Source organism: Alicyclobacillus sp. ALC3, from assembly GCF_028751195.1.
Classification (GTDB): Bacteria; Bacillota; Bacilli; order Alicyclobacillales; family Alicyclobacillaceae; genus Alicyclobacillus_L.
This window is the reverse complement of the sequence record NZ_CP066784.1, coordinates 4,474,888-4,492,271: the sequence shown is the minus strand read 5'-3', so window position 1 is coordinate 4,492,271 and position 17,384 is coordinate 4,474,888. Positions and strand designations below refer to the sequence as shown.

17 protein-coding genes and 1 riboswitch are annotated in these 17,384 nt (G+C 52.5%); of the genes, 5 read left to right on the top strand and 12 right to left on the bottom strand.

All coding sequences use genetic code 11. The features are described from left to right. Window positions 1–120 precede the first annotated feature (120 nt). Together JC200_RS21045 and JC200_RS21040 are read right to left on the bottom strand one after the other, a co-directional pair. On the bottom strand, window positions 121–1,812 hold the full coding sequence (locus JC200_RS21045) for a hypothetical protein (RefSeq protein WP_274433668.1): 1,692 nt from the start codon (window positions 1,810–1,812) through the stop codon (window positions 121–123). A gap of 52 nt (window positions 1,813–1,864) precedes the next feature. Then, the gene (locus tag JC200_RS21040) at window positions 1,865–2,179 is read right to left on the bottom strand and encodes a hypothetical protein (RefSeq protein WP_274433667.1); all 315 of its coding nucleotides are present in this window, start codon (window positions 2,177–2,179) and stop codon (window positions 1,865–1,867) included. A 930-nt stretch (window positions 2,180–3,109) separates the two neighbouring features. On the opposite strand from JC200_RS21040, the gene JC200_RS21035 reads away from it, so the two are divergent. Beyond that, window positions 3,110–3,331: a hypothetical protein gene (locus JC200_RS21035; protein WP_274433666.1), complete on the top strand. Its 222-nt coding sequence runs from the start codon at window positions 3,110–3,112 to the stop codon at window positions 3,329–3,331. Here the strand turns inward: JC200_RS21035 and JC200_RS21030 are convergent. Then, entirely contained in the window at window positions 3,322–3,780 is a 459-nt protein-coding gene (locus JC200_RS21030) for a hypothetical protein (protein WP_274433665.1), read from the bottom strand. The genes JC200_RS21035 and JC200_RS21030 overlap by 10 nt on opposite strands. 147 nt (window positions 3,781–3,927) lie before the next feature. Then, the gene (locus JC200_RS21025) at window positions 3,928–4,200 is read right to left on the bottom strand and encodes a helix-turn-helix transcriptional regulator (protein WP_274433663.1); all 273 of its coding nucleotides are present in this window, start codon (window positions 4,198–4,200) and stop codon (window positions 3,928–3,930) included. Between the two features lie 159 nt (window positions 4,201–4,359). On the opposite strand from JC200_RS21025, the gene JC200_RS21020 reads away from it, so the two are divergent. Then, complete coding sequence (locus tag JC200_RS21020) at window positions 4,360–4,935, top strand: helix-turn-helix domain-containing protein (RefSeq protein ID WP_274433662.1); 576 nt, start codon at window positions 4,360–4,362, stop codon at window positions 4,933–4,935. 39 nt (window positions 4,936–4,974) lie between these two features. On the opposite strand, the gene JC200_RS21015 is transcribed toward JC200_RS21020, so the two are convergent. The 3 genes from JC200_RS21015 to JC200_RS21005 all read right to left on the bottom strand — a co-directional run bounded on the left by JC200_RS21015 (window position 4,975) and on the right by JC200_RS21005 (window position 8,133). Continuing rightward, complete coding sequence (locus JC200_RS21015; RefSeq protein ID WP_274433660.1) at window positions 4,975–5,361, bottom strand: winged helix-turn-helix domain-containing protein; 387 nt, start codon at window positions 5,359–5,361, stop codon at window positions 4,975–4,977. A gap of 62 nt (window positions 5,362–5,423) precedes the next feature. Beyond that, window positions 5,424–5,512, bottom strand: a riboswitch (cyclic di-GMP riboswitch). A 34-nt stretch (window positions 5,513–5,546) separates the two neighbouring features. Then, window positions 5,547–7,034, bottom strand: a complete 1,488-nt coding sequence (locus JC200_RS21010; protein WP_274433659.1) for a class I SAM-dependent methyltransferase — start codon at window positions 7,032–7,034, stop codon at window positions 5,547–5,549. Between the two features lie 106 nt (window positions 7,035–7,140). After that, window positions 7,141–8,133 (bottom strand): phosphotransferase, encoded by a 993-nt coding sequence (locus JC200_RS21005; RefSeq protein WP_274433658.1) that lies wholly within the window; start codon window positions 8,131–8,133, stop codon window positions 7,141–7,143. 152 nt (window positions 8,134–8,285) lie between these two features. Here JC200_RS21005 and JC200_RS21000 point away from each other — a divergent pair, with 152 nt between their 5' ends. Together JC200_RS21000 and JC200_RS20995 are read left to right on the top strand one after the other, a co-directional pair. Further along, entirely contained in the window at window positions 8,286–8,867 is a 582-nt protein-coding gene (locus tag JC200_RS21000; RefSeq protein WP_274433657.1) for a DUF2087 domain-containing protein, read from the top strand. Further along, entirely contained in the window at window positions 8,864–10,126 is a 1,263-nt protein-coding gene (locus JC200_RS20995; protein WP_274433656.1) for an MFS transporter, read from the top strand. The genes JC200_RS21000 and JC200_RS20995 overlap by 4 nt, the downstream gene beginning before the upstream one ends. Window positions 10,127–10,300: 174 nt before the next feature. Here JC200_RS20995 and JC200_RS20990 read toward each other — a convergent pair whose 3' ends face one another. The 3 genes from JC200_RS20990 to JC200_RS20980 form a co-directional block, all read right to left on the bottom strand. Continuing rightward, complete coding sequence (locus tag JC200_RS20990; RefSeq protein WP_274433655.1) at window positions 10,301–11,626, bottom strand: MFS transporter; 1,326 nt, start codon at window positions 11,624–11,626, stop codon at window positions 10,301–10,303. Beyond that, the gene (locus JC200_RS20985) at window positions 11,607–12,323 is read right to left on the bottom strand and encodes an ArsR/SmtB family transcription factor (protein ID WP_274433654.1); all 717 of its coding nucleotides are present in this window, start codon (window positions 12,321–12,323) and stop codon (window positions 11,607–11,609) included. The genes JC200_RS20990 and JC200_RS20985 overlap by 20 nt, the downstream gene beginning before the upstream one ends. A gap of 147 nt (window positions 12,324–12,470) precedes the next feature. Further along, window positions 12,471–13,679: an MFS transporter gene (locus JC200_RS20980; RefSeq protein ID WP_274433653.1), complete on the bottom strand. Its 1,209-nt coding sequence runs from the start codon at window positions 13,677–13,679 to the stop codon at window positions 12,471–12,473. A gap of 350 nt (window positions 13,680–14,029) precedes the next feature. On the opposite strand from JC200_RS20980, the gene JC200_RS20975 reads away from it, so the two are divergent. After that, a complete protein-coding gene (locus JC200_RS20975; protein ID WP_274433652.1) occupies window positions 14,030–14,410 on the top strand; it encodes an LptM family lipoprotein in 381 nt (126 codons plus the stop codon). Between the two features lie 65 nt (window positions 14,411–14,475). On the opposite strand, the gene JC200_RS20970 is transcribed toward JC200_RS20975, so the two are convergent. Together JC200_RS20970 and JC200_RS20965 are read right to left on the bottom strand one after the other, a co-directional pair. Next, on the bottom strand, window positions 14,476–15,741 hold the full coding sequence (locus JC200_RS20970) for an MFS transporter (protein ID WP_274433651.1): 1,266 nt from the start codon (window positions 15,739–15,741) through the stop codon (window positions 14,476–14,478). Between the two features lie 421 nt (window positions 15,742–16,162). Next, complete coding sequence (locus tag JC200_RS20965) at window positions 16,163–17,374, bottom strand: MFS transporter (protein WP_274433650.1); 1,212 nt, start codon at window positions 17,372–17,374, stop codon at window positions 16,163–16,165. Window positions 17,375–17,384 lie beyond the last annotated feature (10 nt).

The following is a 17,384-nucleotide window of genomic DNA, read 5'->3' as shown; positions in this document are numbered from 1 at the left end:
TGGACTTGACTCACTTGATTTGCCTTCCCACCTCCTATTACGGCCAAGGTATCACGGCAACGACGCCCCTTGGTGCCACCCGAGTGCCAGTGCAGGGTCGGCACGCTCGTATCGATTAAGTCACGGACCGGGGGTGAGAATTTGCGGAATCAACTGCCCGCTCGCGTCCAGTTGTGGCAGCGGCGGATTCGTATACGATTCCTTCCAAGTTGGCTGGGACTGTTCATATTTCGCCGAGGAATTTGGGATCTGGTGCAGAAAGTACCAGGTCGGATATCCAAGCGTTTGTGCCAAATCTGAGTTCGCCCACGTGACTGAGGAGCCGCTCGCTGTGGTAAACGTCACCGCTGCGCAGAGTCTGGCCGCCGTCGCAGGGTCCCCCGTCAGGTTCCAAGCGGTGAGTTGGGAAAACGAAGTCGGTGTGCCTGTAGTGGCATACTTTGGAATCGGTGTGTACACAAAACCATACTCCGTGGCAGGCGGCGGGTATCCTTGCCCGGACGGATCCCAAACGGGGACGTCTCCTTGGTCATTGATGGTCGCGGGCAATAACTGAAATGTCTTCGTCCAGGTTCCCGCCTGTCCTCCGGGATTCATGATGCGGAATGCAACTCGTGCCGCCCTAGGCATGTCGTGTGGGGAACCTGTCCACATGAGGCGAAACGCAAGTCCGCCTCCGACCCGAACGTATACTGCTGGGGAACGGGCTGGATCGCCGAATGTAGGCAACGCTGGATTGCCACTCGTCGTGGACCCATCCATGCCCGCATCGTGGTTTCGCTGTGACGCCGCCGGGTTATTTGGGGACCAGAGGTCTCCGGGTGAGCCCGGATCATAAAAGAGCCCAGTCACCTGGAAATGGTTCAGATAGAGGGGATAATCATGTGTGTACGTCCTTGGCTCGTCGACCCATGTATCCACGGCACAGCCATTTGTGTCACTGCGTTGTTGCAACACCCAGTTTGTATCCGTCCACGTGAGGATCTGTCCCCCTGAGCCATCTGGAGACCAGTCATACGAGAGCACTCGATTGGAAGGCTTCGGTGGAATCGTTGCCGGTGGGCAAGTTGGGCCGCTCGGTGGGTTTCCGGGCGGTGGCGGCGGTGGTGTGGGTGGTATGCTTTTCAACGGGATCCGGACGGTTCCCTGATACTCCTGTTGCCACTCGTACGTCCGCACGGTCTTTTGGTACTTGAGCCATACGCCTTTCCGATACTTGTTAAACTCGACCGGCTGTCCGTCCGTTCCGTCTGACACCCAGTAGTACCCTCTGGCCGTCTCGGTCAGCCATGGGTAATCCGATGCTGCTTGCGGGGTACTGTCCGCCCAATGAATCGCGACCAGGGTCCATCCCGTTTTGTCGGGATTCGGCCCGTAGTAATCGGTTGGTCGTCTCGGTGCGTTCGCGTATCGATACGCGCCGTTCCAGTACGTCGTTGTGTTATTCGACATATAGCCGAGCCGTGTGTGGTCGACCGGATCGTAATACATGTTGGCGCCGTTTGAGATCGACGTGAGCGTCTGCTGCTGCGATGCAATGGCTTTTGGTGAACCGCGCTTCGGAATCTGGAATGTCAACGTCTGGTGCGTGTACGAATCGTAATAGGTGACCGTTTTCGTCGCTGGAAACTGCGTGTCCGATGCGCGCTGGTACCACTTCTCTGTGCTGTAACTGGTGAGTGTGACGGTTTTGGTGGTACTCGCATTAGCGGTTACGGTCAAACGCGGGGAAACCAGCGTTGCGGCAGTCGCAGTGACGATGAACAGGCCCTTCAGGACGCGCTTCAGGATATCCACTGGCTTTGTGGGCACGCAAAAAACCCACGCTGCAAGAGCGCGGGTGTGCGTTGCCCTACCTCCCTTTTCAGTTCGTCGTGTTTTGAGACGGAGCGTTTGATGCGAGGTAAAAACCTACGTCCAGAAATGCTACCGTGTATGCTTGACGAGTGGCGTTCCAGTACACGGCCCACTGGCTATAGAAGCCATCATCCAACACGGCTTGTGAATGGGCCTGCCACTCCTTCGCGATCACGTCATTCGATAGCTGCTTTGTTTGAAACACGAAAGCACCGACATCGTTCACATGATAGGTGTATGTCTTGCCATCCCCATTGTTCGCGGACGTCCATACGGCGCTCCACGGCTGCAAAGCGGAGATGGTGGCCTTCGCGGTTGCCACAGACGTTTTGCCTTCCGCAATCTGTTGAACGAGCCTTGCGAACAAACCACTGTTGGGCCCCGTATAATTCCTCCCGACATACGGGCTATTCAACCGATGGGTCCAGGTTCCATCGATGCCCGAGGGTTTCGACGGACTGCTTGAGCCACTCGTTTGATTTCCGGATCCTGCTGTGGTTCGAGACGTGCCGGAGGATGTCTCATGATTCGCGTCGGTACCTTTGGTCGGCGAGCCATGACCGCTTGTCGTGTTGCTACTGTGCTGAGTTTTCCCCGTGGATGTTGATGTGGCTTGTTTCGATGGCTTGGAAGACGCAGAGGACTTCGAAGGTACATTTGCTTTCGATGAGGCTGAAGAAGCGCTTTGATCCCCTTTGCTTCCCTTGCTGTTCTCCTGTTTCGTGGCAGGATTCGATGGGCTGGGAATGGAAGAAGCTGAATTTCCGATGATGTTGACCGTGAGGTTATCCGGCACATTGTTTGTGACATTCGCCGATCGATTGGCAGCAACGTTGCCAGTTCCGCTATCATCCAGTGGGTGACTTTGCGTTGCAGAACCTCATCCGGCGAGAGTGCCTGCAAAGAGACAAAGTACGAGAGCTACTCCGAACCTGCGCCCCACTGATTGAACGACGACTTGCTTCCGGGTCACTTCACACACCTCCCATTTCTCGTTATGGAAAGCCTAGCATCCAGAGAGAACCGATAAGTGCCAGCAACGTGCCATTTGTTAAGCTTTGAAGATTCGGATGAATCCAGGCACTCACCTGTCACGCCTGAGGCACCACGCATCTGACCGCCGAATGTACGATGACCTTGTTGAAACACCTTCGTCACCAGGAAAAGATTCCCTCCCACGCATCCATAAGTCAAGTCCACGCACTGCCATTGCCATTCGGATGCATTCCCCCACGAAAGGATTGAGAAGACGATGAAACAGACATCGACACCGGCGCCAAGACAAGGGGACGACGAGCAGGTCGGAACCAAGACCTTTCAACTCAATTTGGATGGCGTGGTGGTCACCGTGACCTGCAATCGCCCTTCCACCAGCGCACTCACGAACTTTACAAGCACCCTCCATGAAATTCTTCTGAAGGTCGTGCACAAGAACCAAGCACACGCTGCATCACCACCCGGCTCTCACGAATGAACAGTGGAACCGGTTTGACCCCTCCAGATGATCGCCCCGTCCCCGCCCAGCGCCTCATAGAGCTTTTCCAAGATGGATACGCGCTTACGGAAGAACGCCCGCCGTGAGAGGTACAACGCTTCCCACGTAATCGCATTGTTCTTTTGCTCAAAGTACTTCAGCCGGACCAAGTCCATCTCTTCCTCTGTCAGAACAGAGAGGGCGTTCTCCAGCAACTGTACCTTGAATTCGAGTGGGCGGATTTTCTGCTCCTCAATCTCCATCCGTCGCTCGACAGCTTCATAGGTTGGGTCACTTTCCCGCCCCTTCGCGAACGATGCAACCGCGACAAACTCGTAGCCCATGCGCGGGTAATCGTTCAGTTGTACGCGGAGGTTCTTCAACTTTCGTTGCCACGTCGGATAGGCATACAACCACGCCTCTGTTTCACGCATCTGTGTGTTGATCATGTCCGATCCGCCCACTTCGTCTGACGTAAACGCCGGTGAATTCTCCGATAAGAGTCGTGCCGCATCAACTTCTCATACTCCTTCCGCTGCGTCGGATACCGCCGGTCATGTTGGGCCGGTTGAGACTGAGTCTTTGGGTACTGCCGTTCATCCTTCACCTTCAGCACCCTCCGCTCTCTGATGTTCACTTTTGTAAACATCATCAAGATAAAAAAGCTCGTCGAAAGGCTTGTCCAGTGCACGACAGAACTGCTGCGCCGCTTGTGGACTTGGATGACTGATCCCTCGCTCTACCTGACTGACATAGCCGACACTGTAATCGACAACCTGTGCCAGATCCCTTTGTGACAGTCCCCTCAAGACACGTGCCCGCGTGAATGAAGGCGTTTTCACCCGAATGAGTCCGATACGCTTCGACACTTGACCGCCCCCTGTCTACCTTTGTGTAATCTCATGATAATTCCTGGATCTTTCGATTGGCAACCACATCTTTGTTCACTTTTGATAACTTTATGGTGTACTTTCATGAAGTTGAATGGTATCATCGGCAAAGAGCATGAAGGGTGTGGTTGAACGGCGATGAATGAAGAGTTCGGTTCGTGGTTACGACGACAACGCAAGGAACGAAAACTAACCCTGCGAACTGTGGCAGCCCGATCCAAGATGGGGATTGGGCACCTTTCGCTGCTTGAAAACGGGAAGCGTAAGCCCAAAGCGGAGTCCCTGTCGCCTTTGGCTCTTGCCCTTGGGATTCCGTATGGGGAAATGCTCCGTGCCGCAGGTTATTTGGACAGTCACAGCCTACTCTTTGCGCATCGCTTGCGAAGCATTCGACTTGAACGACAAATCGACATACCGGACCTGGCTGCAGCATGCGGTTTGTCTCCCAAAACGATTGAACGGTGGGAATCCGGCGCAAGCCAATTCCCCAGCCGCCAAACCGTCGAACGCTTGGCGGCTCATCTTCAAGTGACGGCCGATTATCTTCTCGGATTCGCCGATCGCCCAGAGGCCACCGCATTGGATCTCGGCGTACTCCTTGAGCAGGAAAACATATCGTACAATGGTACGCCACTGACACCGGAGCAGCGAGATTTTGTCCACGATCTCGTCCGTAAAGTCCTCGATTTGTCTAGTTCCGGTTCGTCCCGATAGAGTGGGGATCAGAAAAGACATCCGGAATAACCCACTCCATCATCGTTCTCTTATACTTTGCGTAACGTCGTTCGATACGGAAGCACACGGTTCTGCAGGCTTTTGTCGTGGATACAGGACGTAGCCACGCCTTCGGATGGTTTGAAGACACGTTGGCTCGTCAGGGTTGTCCTCCAACTGAATACGGATCTGTCGGATGAACACATACAGCTCATCCCTTTGTGCCATGGTGTTTTCTCCCCATCCACGCACAATCAGGTCGTTGCTTGAAACAACTTCCCCCATATGCTCTGCCAAATAGCGAAGGAGCCGAAACTCAATTGGTGTGAGGTACTTGGTGTCTCCATCTTTGACGAGGACCGCGCCGTTTAGGTTCAGATAACAATCGTCTCCCAGAGAGATTCGGCTCTCGATTTCACCACTCATCACCCAAGCCCCCTATATGGAACCCTGTGCGAGTGAGGGGGCAAGGCTACACAGAACCGCGCCGTGGCAACTGGCTGACAATAGACCATTCCGGTCCTTAGTCCCTATAGCTTTGCGTCCCCAACTTTCACTGGGTTTGCCCATGGTTTATTCAATTGCAGAATTTTATCTACTTGACTATTTGACTATTTGTCTGAATCACCAAGCGATACGCGAGCCTTTACGGCCTGCATGGAGGTATGTAGAACTCTTTCATTCTCTGGATACCGCTCACACACGAATCGCCCGCGATCAATGAGTTCCTGAATCAAATCCTCCCTGGCCTGCCATGGGAGAGATGAGAGTTCTTCGCCAAACCACCCAACACCTCGGACAAAATGCTGAACGGCCTTTTGTGGATCAAAGAATACCGATGGCATCGGCATAATTCGTGCTTCGATCTCTGTCAAACCAGCATGGATGAAGTCCTCTTGAACCACATTCGGTTCGAGTAGATAACTTTTCGGGCGTTCCTGCCGCTTCGCTGCCAGTTGCAATATGGGAGCAAACCACTCACGAAAGAACGGTATGTCAAGGTTCGCTTGCAACGGATGCATGCTGGCGATGATGCCACCAGGACGGACCACGCGCTTCATTTCTGCAAGAGCTTGCTGGCGATGGGTGAAGTGTAAAAATCCGACCCCTATGGCGGCGTCGAACTGCTCTTCCCCAATGGGCAGTTCCTCGGCCCGACCTTGCCGAAACGACACCCACGGTATGCCCAGCCGGTTTTGCTTTACCCCCGCCCGGGCCAGCATCGCTGTAGCGGGATCGACCGCGACAACATAACCAGATGGCCCCACTGTTTCCGCCAATCCCCCATCGAACGTAAACACACCGTTGGCGCAGCCAAGTTCGACAACTTGCATGCCATCCGCTATCCCTACAAAGCGCAGAAATTCCCGACGTAACTCCATGGAATTCGGCCAAATTTCGCTTGCCAACTGCTCATAGTCTTCAAATCGATTGAATTGGGAGATATGTAGCATATTGAGGCGCTGACGGAAGTAGCCAACGGATGCCAGTACGTCTGTCGTTTGTTTCAATACTTGGTGGCCTTCATCCGTTAATTGCACAAAACGCTGGTCCCCCCGGCGCTCAATACGGATATTCCCAATGTGTGTGGCAAACATCAGTTCTTCACCCAGACTGTAATCTACCCAAGGGCGATGCCAAGTTCCTCGTACGAATTCACGTTCCGGGATCTCGCCATAATGACGCAGCGCATTATGATTTTCCCAACTCGTTACTAGCATGTACAGTTGAAGCAGCGTTCCGAACCGGTACCGTTCTACGAAAGATTCCACGCGATCCATGGCTCCCCGAGCCAATGCTTCATCTACATCCAATTCCCCAGTGGACTCATGTGCCATATACGCAGCGGTCGACGCTGCAATTTCGTACACGGCCACCTGTGCAATTCGCTCTGGTGCCGGTAAATCGTTTAGCACATAGCCACGTTCCATCTCCGTCCAATGCGTGTACGCGCACTCACGAGCCCGGTTGCTGAGGTATTCATGAACCAGCGGATCAAATCGCCCGTCTCCGTTCATGTCCGCAAGCCAGGGACTGATAACCAGCCCCATTGCGGATAGCTGTTGGAGTGCTTCTTTCATATCTGGGTAGATGAACATACACTCGCATCCTTCCCCCGATAATAATTGCCATTCTAATTCGACAGATTTTTCAATTATCCTTTATCCCCTAAAACTGCTTTATTAAGAGGGCGGGGACACGCTCCTAATCGCCGATGACTCTACATTCTGAACCACGTGACCCGTGAGGATTTTGCATCGTTCCTACACTACGGCCATCCGTAGTTTCCCCAAGTCGTTCCAGAAGGTCTGGAAGCTCACGAACGATAAATCTCACCGTTTCCTCCGGGTACTGTACTGGCTTCAACCTCGCATTAGCCAGAAACTCAACCACCGTCCACAACTTGGCCACTCGCACCATTCGCTCCAAGCCATCCAACTCTGGCGGAGTATTTCCAATGGTCTTCTCCCAAAACCCCCTGTATAGCTGGGCAAGCCTATATTCCAGTTCACCGTCCCTGCTTCCGAGCCCTGGCATCGTAATGGCCAGATCAATTGCTGGATGCCCATACGAAAAGCGTTCCCAGTCAATGAGAACTAGTTCCCCGTTCTCCCGCACGCGCCAGTTTGTTGGGTTCGGATCGGCAGATATGCAGCACAGGGGCTGAAAGAGAACCTGGGCTTCCCGTTGCAGCGTCGTCAGTTGATTCGCCACGTGCTCTCGTTCCGAGCCATCGGCGAACCACTCGGATGCTCGCTCGGTCATTTCCTCATCCCACCCCGGCTCGTATGCTTTGGGACTCAATGTAAACCGTCTGCCTTTCCAGGTGCCTGAATGCAACCGAAACAGCATTTCGATCTGTTGCTGGTCGTATCCCCACCGCTCCTGTGGGAAGGGGTTCGGGATATCTTCAATGACGATCCAATGCCGTTCCGCATCATCACATCCGGACCAATAGAGGTCGGGGATGCCTACGCCAGCATGGCGAAGGAAATTGGCGTGATGTTCGTAGAAGTTACGTTCTCTCGAAGAGGCTGACGATTTGACGATAACAGTCCTTCCACCGTCGAACTGAAGACGTGTGGCACCGCCGTCACCTGCAATGCCGGACAAGGCCTCCGTATGTGTCACGTTACCAAATATTGGATGTACAAAAGCCAGTAATGCATGTGGTAGTCCGATCCCGTTTTCCGACATCACATCACCCCGTTACGATAGCCCCATTCGACATGACGCCCGATGTTCCTTCACAGTGGTTACATCAACATGTAAATTCGATGTTGATCGAATTTCGTCATTGGTGTATGTTTATGAACAACAATATTCCCGCATGATGGAGGCATCATCATATGACCGAAGAAGACAGCCAAGTCCTGATTCAGTTGTTGAAAGCGTTGGCAGACGAGAGTCGCATCCGCATCCTTGGCATCCTCGCTGACCATGAAGCCAGCGTGGATGATTTGTCCGCCTACCTGGGTATCAAGCCGCCCACCGTATCTCATCACTTAGGTCGGCTGCGGGATCTCGGACTCGTTACAATGCGGGCGGAAGGAAATGTTCATTTCTACAAGTTTGAGCCCGAATCCCTACGTAGATTGAATCGACTGCTTCAACCTGAAAGATTGGCCGCCCTGGCAACCGCCGAAGGCGATGCCTGGGAACAGAAGGTGCTGAATGATTTCCTGATTGAGGAACGACTCAAAGAGATTCCGGCGAGCCGCAAGAAACGACTCGTGATCCTGAAATGGCTGGCAGATCAGTTCGAGTGGGGTGTCCGTTATCCCGAATCACAGGTCAACGAAATCATCAAACGCCATCACCCAGACTTTGCGACCATCCGCCGTGAGTTCATTGGCAACAGGCTGATGGAGAGGGAGAACGCTGTATACTGGCGGATCCGCAGTGAAATGCAGTCGGAGTCAAGCGAATGATGGAAACGCTGCTGCTGTTGCGGGCCGAGCCCCGTTATCGTCGGCTGCTCTCCGCCAGCTTCATCAGCGGCCTCGGCGACTGGTTCAACAGCATCGCATTGCTGAGCCTGCTCCTGCACATCACCGGATCCGGTTTGGCAGTCGGGCTTATCCTGGCCGTGCGCACGCTGCCGTATCTCTTCATGGGGCCGATCGGTGGGATTCTGGCGGATCGCTTCAATCGAAAGACCATTCTTCTTGTCTCGGACTTTGCCCGAGCCGGACTGGCGTTGTCATTTCTGCTTATTCATCAGGCAAGTGAAGTGTGGATTGCCTATGCCGAGACGTTTGCATTGGTCGTCTTTTCAGCCCTGTTTTCGCCAGCCAGAACCGCTGTAATACCGCAACTCGTTCAACCAGACCGTATATCCCAGGCAAATGGTCTGGAACAATCGACAGGCGGACTGGTCATGGCGCTAGGATCCGCCCTTGGTGGCATTGCTACAGCCGCCTTTGGCACCGATGTGGCTTTCGTTATTAACGGAGCGTCGTTCCTGGCATCGGGACTGTTGTGCTGGTCGATTCCCATTCCGGCCGACCATTTGACAGATCACGGGGACATCCATCCGTCTGTGCATCCGTCCCGACCATCCTCGAATCGAACGTCCTTCTGGTCAGTATTTCTTCGACCCCGGCTCATTCAAATCATTGCCTTGCAGTCGCTTTTGTGGCCCATTGGCGGTGGCGCCATCAATGTATTGCTCAGCGTATACGGCTATCAGGTGTTTCACAGCGGAAGCATTGGTGTTGGCGTGATGTATGGCTCGCTCGGCGTCGGCTTTCTCGTCAGCGGGTTCCTGGTACGCCGATTTACAAAATGGGTTCGGCTGGCGGCCGCCGTTGGATTTGTCATCGAGGGGCTATGCCATGTCATAGTCAGCCAATCTCCGAGCCTGTGGTTTGCGTCCATCTTCTTGTTCATCGCCACCCTTGGAGCAGGTGTCGGCAATGCGTCCATCATCACGCTTGTCATGCAGGCGACGAGCAAAGAATTCCACGGCAGGGTGTTTGCGATGTTTGATACAACGTCCAGTGTGACGATCGCTGCCTCGATGCTGGCCACTGGTGTATTGCTCAATGACTTTCCCGCCAGAACAATCGGACTTTGTGCTGGGTTGCTTATCGTCCTGGCGTCACTTGTGACTGGAGTGCCCTTATTGCGAGTCAACTCCTCGCCGGACCTTGGTGATGTGACCGAAGAACGAGCGCTATCTTCGTGAAGAAACGTCTGTGGAAACGACACCTCAGATGCAACGATAGTCATGGTCCCTCCATCGGAGAATTGAGCACGTGTTCTGCGAAGTCCTCTGCCATGGGGACCCCGGTTCGCCGGATCCTCTCGGCGGCTGCCTGCACTTCGTCGAACACCCAATATTCCTAAACATAAAAAATTCCTATCCCGTCACGTTTCCCATGCCCTCATTCGTCTTCACGTTCCACAATGGATGAGACTCAACCTGTCGAAAATCTCGAAACAGATACAGCGCTCCAAACAAAACTGCCACCGCAATGCCGCATCCAAGCAAAAGTCCTTGAGTGCTGATTTGATGCTGCTGCAAAACAAACGATGAAGCAGCGTAGCTCACTGGCACCAATCCCACAGACATCATCGTCAGCAACGACATTGTCCTCCCCAATTTGTCCGGAGGAACGATGGTCTGTATATACGTGATGAACGGGATGTCTACAACGCTTACGGCGACACCCATAATGCCCATTAAAACAATACCACCCCAAGACACGTGAACAAATCCGATTCCGGCCATGGCAATCCCCATCATCGCTCCCAATGCCCCGAGCCACAAAAATTTTCCCCGGAACCCTCGCAGGACGGATACAAGCACCCCACCAACCACCGTACCTATGCCGAACCCCGATTCATAGCCACCGTAAGTGCTTCCTGACCACCCCATGCTCTTCACGAAGATCGGGATCCCAATATTGATGGGTCCCATGAACAGCAGATTGATTCCGAGGGTGACAACCATCACCAAAATCAGAATTCGAACCGTGAGCACAAAGCGAATTCCCTCAACGATGTCTTTCCATATGGAAGATGACTCATTTTGTTGTCGTTGCGCCAATACCTGCTCTCCTATGCGCAATCGCAAGAAGGATAGGATGACTGAACTGACGGCAAAGATGACGGCAATGGTTCCAAACATGCTCGGATAGCCATGCATCCATAACAGTCCTGCGGCAAGCAACGGACCCAAAACGGTGCTCATCTGCTGAACCGTTTGGACGAGACTATTTGCCCTGTCAAGAACCCATGAAGGAACAGCGACAGGTACAACCGAACTGTTCGCTGGGTAATAGAAGGCGTCAATCGTTCCGAAGAAAACGGCCATCATGTCGATCAGCCATAGTGCTGGCTTTTCATGCATGCCGAACAATTCGGCAACGAAGCAGCCCAAGATCACCGCACGGAACAACAATGAAGTAACAAGAACCAGTTTCCTGTCGATGCGATCTGCAACTGCGCCGCCAAGGAGCATGAAGACAATCCGGGGAATAGAAGCAAAGGTGAGCGTAGTCCCGAGTGCAAACTCTGAACCCGTCACGCTTAGCACAAACCATCCCAAAACGATGAAGTATGACCCATCCCCAATTACGGAAAACAGCGTTCCGCACATAAGGCTCAGGAAATTTCGGTCCCGCCACAGGCGAAACGAGACGGATGATCCCGTTCGTTCCGATTCACTCATGATCGGTATCATCGTCCTTCTCCTGTCTTGCTGTGACTTCTCCTGTGGCGGGATCGACATGCAACTGATAGCCGTCCGGCCCCCCAGGTTTATCCACTTGGAAGCTCTCAACATCCGTGAGGAAACCAATCGTCGTCATGAAGAACAATTCGTTTGCATCGGTACTTTGATCATCCGGCGAGACCTTCGTCGACGTCTTTTCCAAGTCACTGAGTTCATCCATTAACGCACGGAACTTCTTCTTCCATTCCAGCAGGGGCTGTCGACTTGCCCTTACCTCCCAAATTCCGTGAATCAGTGGTCGCACTTCGCCTCCCTCACTTGGTGATACCTGAAAGAATTGCTCGTCTGTCTCGTACACCCTCGCAAGTGCGATGCGCAACTGGTTCGCCATCACCTCTTGCATCATGGAAGAGTCCCACTGACCTGAAGGAAGCAGGCTCTCACTCACTACGTAATCGACGGCGACTGCTCGATAAAACTTTTGTATGATCCCGTTCTTTTCTTCCGTGCGAACAATTTCGGCTAGTCCATGATTCTCGAGTTCACGCAGATGATAGTGAACCTTGGAAGCGGACATTTGGAACTCATCCGCCAACTGCTTGCCCGTGGCTTCCCTGACGATAATTCTGGTCAGAATCCGAATCCGAAGTGGGTCGCTTAGTGCCTTGAGTTGTTCCGGAGTATCGATGACGAAGTAACGTTTCATCAGGTCATCTCCTGCATATACCGACATTCAATTTTCCGACGACGTTCAAATTATTTTGCATGTGTGAGATAAGATTAACATATTCCTCATCCTCGTGTATAGATGCGGACGCATGTCGATCATCAGCGATATTCAGAATCAGGGTCCTTATGCGGCCCGGAGTCGCTTCTCGACGGATATGGCCAACGGAATGGACGGTATGAGGGCAATCAAAACCAATGTTCCAGAAACGAACAGCGTTACTTGAACACCCCACCGTGAGGCCACAACCCCGGCCAGCGCCATACCGAGTGGAACCAAAATCGTTTGGAACATCGACAGCGCACCAGCCACCGACCCCATCACCTCAATAGGTACGGTGCGTTGCCTGATTAATGACACGTATTGCCCGGATACTCCGGCACCGATTTCAACCAGTGCCGCTCCAATCACGAAGCCAGATATCCCTGTCCACAGGGATATCAAAATGATGCCGACCGCCATCACAACAGGTGTGACCATCACGGTGATCTTGATTCTCCGCCTCAATACCATGGGACCGAGTATCAGGGCCATCCCCGTTCCCACAGTGGCAAGCGTGGAGCCGACACCGATGGATGCCGCAGACAGATGATCGGTGCGCCTCAGAAACAACAGGTAGTCGCCCAAATAGAAACTGAACCCGAAGTTCAATAGCGAAATAAAAGTGACCATACGCCGGAGCGTGTGGTCGCCAAAGACTGTCCGGATCCCAAGCGAAACACTTCGTGGCTGAATCTGACGAGGCTGCGATGAACTCGGCCACCTCTTCTTCGTGACAAGGCTCCCTGCGGCCAGTCCCATGGCAATCGCCGCTGCGATAAACGCATGCATGATGCCTGCTGCGATGAGAATCCCGCCAAGACCGCTTGCCAGAAATTGCTGAAGTGGTGCAATCATCCCCATGAATGAGTTGACCCTTGGCAGATTGGACTTGTCCGTCATCTGCGGAACCAACTTCGAAGCAGCCGATGATGTGAGGGAAAATGCCGTCCAAACAACGACCAATGCAAGCAACAAGGGGAGTGTATGGTACTGCCGCAATAGCAGTCCCATCCCAATCGTGAATATTCCTCCGAACAAGTTCCCGAGAATCATCAAGAGAACGGGAGATATGTTGTCAGACAGCCAACCGATGATATACAAACTGAAAACCTGACTGATTCGACCAAGCGTGTTCGAATAGGCCAGCGCAATGGCGGGTTGCGGAAACGCTGTTGCGACCCACTGGATAGCGAACTGACCGATTCCCGCCCCGTTGGCATTCAAGAATCTGGAGAGCCATAGGCGGGCGAGCAGCGGATTCCTTTGAAGAACATTGGGGTGTTTGAGTCTCAATGTGGTGGCCCCCAGTCTGATGGAACAATGTATGAAGATTATGATACTACATTGTTTGCTTTCTCCGAGTTCCATTCCATCTATGGGCTCATCTCGCCGTTTCAATATTCTTACCGCCGATAGCATCCAATGATTGCGTACGGCTGTTTTGTCTGACATGGCCCCGACTGCTTGGTAATCCGGAGGCCTGGATCGAACCAGCATCCACGTGAACGTTCTTGATGTGAGAATCGTTATGGAGATGCACTCGTACTTGCGGCCGCTTGGGATCTTGCCGTAGTACCTTTTGCCGTATAAGTGTAACTAATATCCAATTGGAGCGTCTACATAGACAAAGGGGGTCGAAGCATATGAAGAAAATGCTTCTGCTTATCGTAACCGTCTTTGCCTTGACTGGGTGCGGACAATCACCATCGCAATCTCCGCCCACATCGAGTGGCTCTTCAAGTTCGTGGGCGTACAAACTGATCAACTGGCACAACCACATCTACAAATTGACTTTCGAACAAGTAAACACAGTTGGAAAACGAATCGGATTTGTAACGAATTACTCTACCGTTGAAAGCACGCCACAGACAGGCACTTTCTCTAACTTCTTTCCTGTCGGAACAAAGATTTTCGAAATCCCGAACGTCCCAACACGCACTGCTTTCGCAGTTCGAACCAAAGACGGATACGTTAAACTTGTTGATACGGGGGCTTACGGACAAATAGGCAGCTCAACTAACTGAACGAAACGAATTTATGTCCAAGCCCGTGATAGCACTTTTTATGGCACAACTGGACTGGTTGGCGATCAACCTATCTCACTTACACTCCTCATCGCCCTAATGGGTGACAGCACCGCCCACAACACAGGAAGGACTCCCCCAGCAGCCGATATCATGAGTGTCGGTCGTAGACCGATGTGTGAACCTAAGATACCACCAAGGAGGGAACCGAACGGTATAATTCCCCATATGATGAATCGAATGCTGGCCGTCATTCGCCCTAAGAGTTGCGCTGGCGTGATAGCTTGGCGAGCACTCACCTGATTTACGTTATATGCAACCGCTCCAAAGCTGATCAATACACCGGAAGCCACATATAGGGAGAAACCTACCACAACCGGACGATGCGCCAACGGTAGAAGAAATCCGCCAATGGTGGATGATGTCTGAGCAATGATAATTGCCCGACCAAGTCCCACAGACCTCCCCAAGCGGCCTCCCATGATTGCTCCAACTGCTGCCCCAATTGCATCCAGGGCGTAAACGACGCCCAACAATGACGCATTCATACCGATTCCACGTACAGCAAACAAGATCATTACCGCACCCGTAATCCCCGAGAAAAAATTTCCGAGAGCTGTTGTTATAACAATGGACCGTAAAAATGAATTTTTTACCACAAACGCCATGCCTTCACGGATTTGCGTCCAAATCCCTAGTTGATGTGGCAATGTTTCGATCGATTCAGAACGCCGAATGACTATGATGGATATTACTGATACGAGATATGACCCTGCATCGATCAGCAATGCGAAAGGTGCTGTCAGCCATTGAACAAGAACCCCTGCCAATGCAGGTCCGGCAATAGCACTAACAGCTCTCGTGCTCTCTAACTTACTGTTTCCCTCTACGAGTTCGGAGCTTGATACGACACTGGGTAAATAGCTTTGGTAGGCAACATCGAACAATACTGTCAAGCAGCCGACGCCAAAGACGACAACAAACAAGAACCCCATATTTAGAACATGAAACAATACAGCTAATGGAATTAAGATGAGAAGAACAAAGCGTCCAGAGTCAGCAAATATCAACAACGGACGGCGACGAACCCTGTCCGCCAACACTCCCGCAAAGAGGGCAAATAGAAACGGAATGCCTTGTAAGGCTTCCAGAACGCCCATGTCATTCGCCGTGGCGTGCAGGACTATAACAGCGGTTAGTGAAAGTGCTAATCCCGTTATCTGGGAGCCAAATTCTGATATTGTTTGACCTAACCACAGTTTCATAAAATCTGCATGTTTCCATAAAAGAGTGTGGGACTTTTTAGAGGGACTCGTGCTTACCTCGTCCAAAGACATCGCACCTCTCTGCTATTTGGCTGACCACTTAGGCGTGTGTGGAATATATTGTTAAGCGCAAGCTAGCTACGTCCATTGGGAAATCCTGCGTGACCCTCATTCACCACTTTTGGAGAGAACTCAACGAGGAATTTGTCTCCGTCACATCGCACCTGTTGATGTTTATCTCCGGGATTGAGTAACAGAAATTGGCCTGCCCTGACGTTGAACTTTGACTGAGGTGTTTCATAAATAATGGGTCCCTTGAATCCGAGGATCAGCTTGTATACGTCATCTTGCCGCCACCTCGGGATTGTCATCTCATTCGGGCGATGGAGAATTCCAATATCGTTGAATTGTTCGTACGTTTGTAACACCCCATGGTCCCCCCCTTTGTTTAGTTGTTATCTTAATACTACCCTTATTTCGCCACCAATCACACTCTAGCTGCCGTTCTCCACGCCCTACGGAGTGATGCAACCACAATTCCTAACATCACCGTCGCTATCCCACCAACGAGGATGGTGGAGCCTGCTCCGATGCCCTTGACGAGGAATCCACCCGCCATTTGACCGATTGGCAAGCCAACGCTGGTTATGGACTGCATCACCCCGTACACCTTCCCCCGATGGCGGTCGGGAATGAGTTTCTGTTGCATCGTGGCCGCCAATATGTTGTATGGTGCGAACGTCACACCTCCAAGAAACATCATGAGCATTGCCTGCCACGGGTGTCCAGAGATACCAACACCGCCGCTGAAAGCGCCCCAGCACAGAATGATGCCAGAGATGGACAGTCGGAGTGACCATTGTGGACGGAATCGACTCCACAGCATCGTCCCAAGCAGGGAACCTACCGCAAAGCTGCTCCAAATCAGTCCAAGTACGGATGCACCAGTATGGAACTCCCTGGACACCAGCACCGGCAGAGCAGGTTCCAACGGACCGTATGTAAGGTTGAAAAATAATGTGATAACAATCAGCAACACCAGCAATGGAACTCGAAACAAAAACTGCAAGCCGTTCAATTTTGATTCTGCATCATTACCACCGGCATCGGACGCATCTGCCGAACGGTAGCGGGATGAAGGAATCAGTAACAAGGACCCCACGTACAGCCCGTAGCAACCGGCTGTGATGAGCAACGTCATGGGCGCCCCAAAGAAAGCGACCAATACACCGCCCAAGGCGGGGCCGAGCAACGAAACCAAACTCATCCGCAGTTGCGAGAACCCGTTCGCCAGCTCCAGTTCGTCGATCGCTACAATGTTTGGCAAGATCACGCCCCTTCCGATCATCGACAAAGGAGACAAAGCTCCCGCCAATCCTACGATGACGAGCAGCGTCCCAAACGACAGAGTGTGTGTCCACGCAAGAATAGGAATGAAGAGATATAAAATCGCCTGACATAGGTTATCCGTCACCATGAGTGCCCTGCGTGGGAGTCGGTCGAGGACGTATCCGATGAACGGGCTGGTAACCATTCTCGAAATGGGAAACAGTGCGAGTACGACGCCGATTCGGGCGGCTGAGCCCGTGGTTTGTAGTACAAACCACGTGAGTGCGATGGTACTGAATTGCAGGCCCATCTGAACCATGGTCGATCCGGTCCAATATACGACAAAGTTTCGATTCCGCAGGAGTTTCAAATAGGGTTGA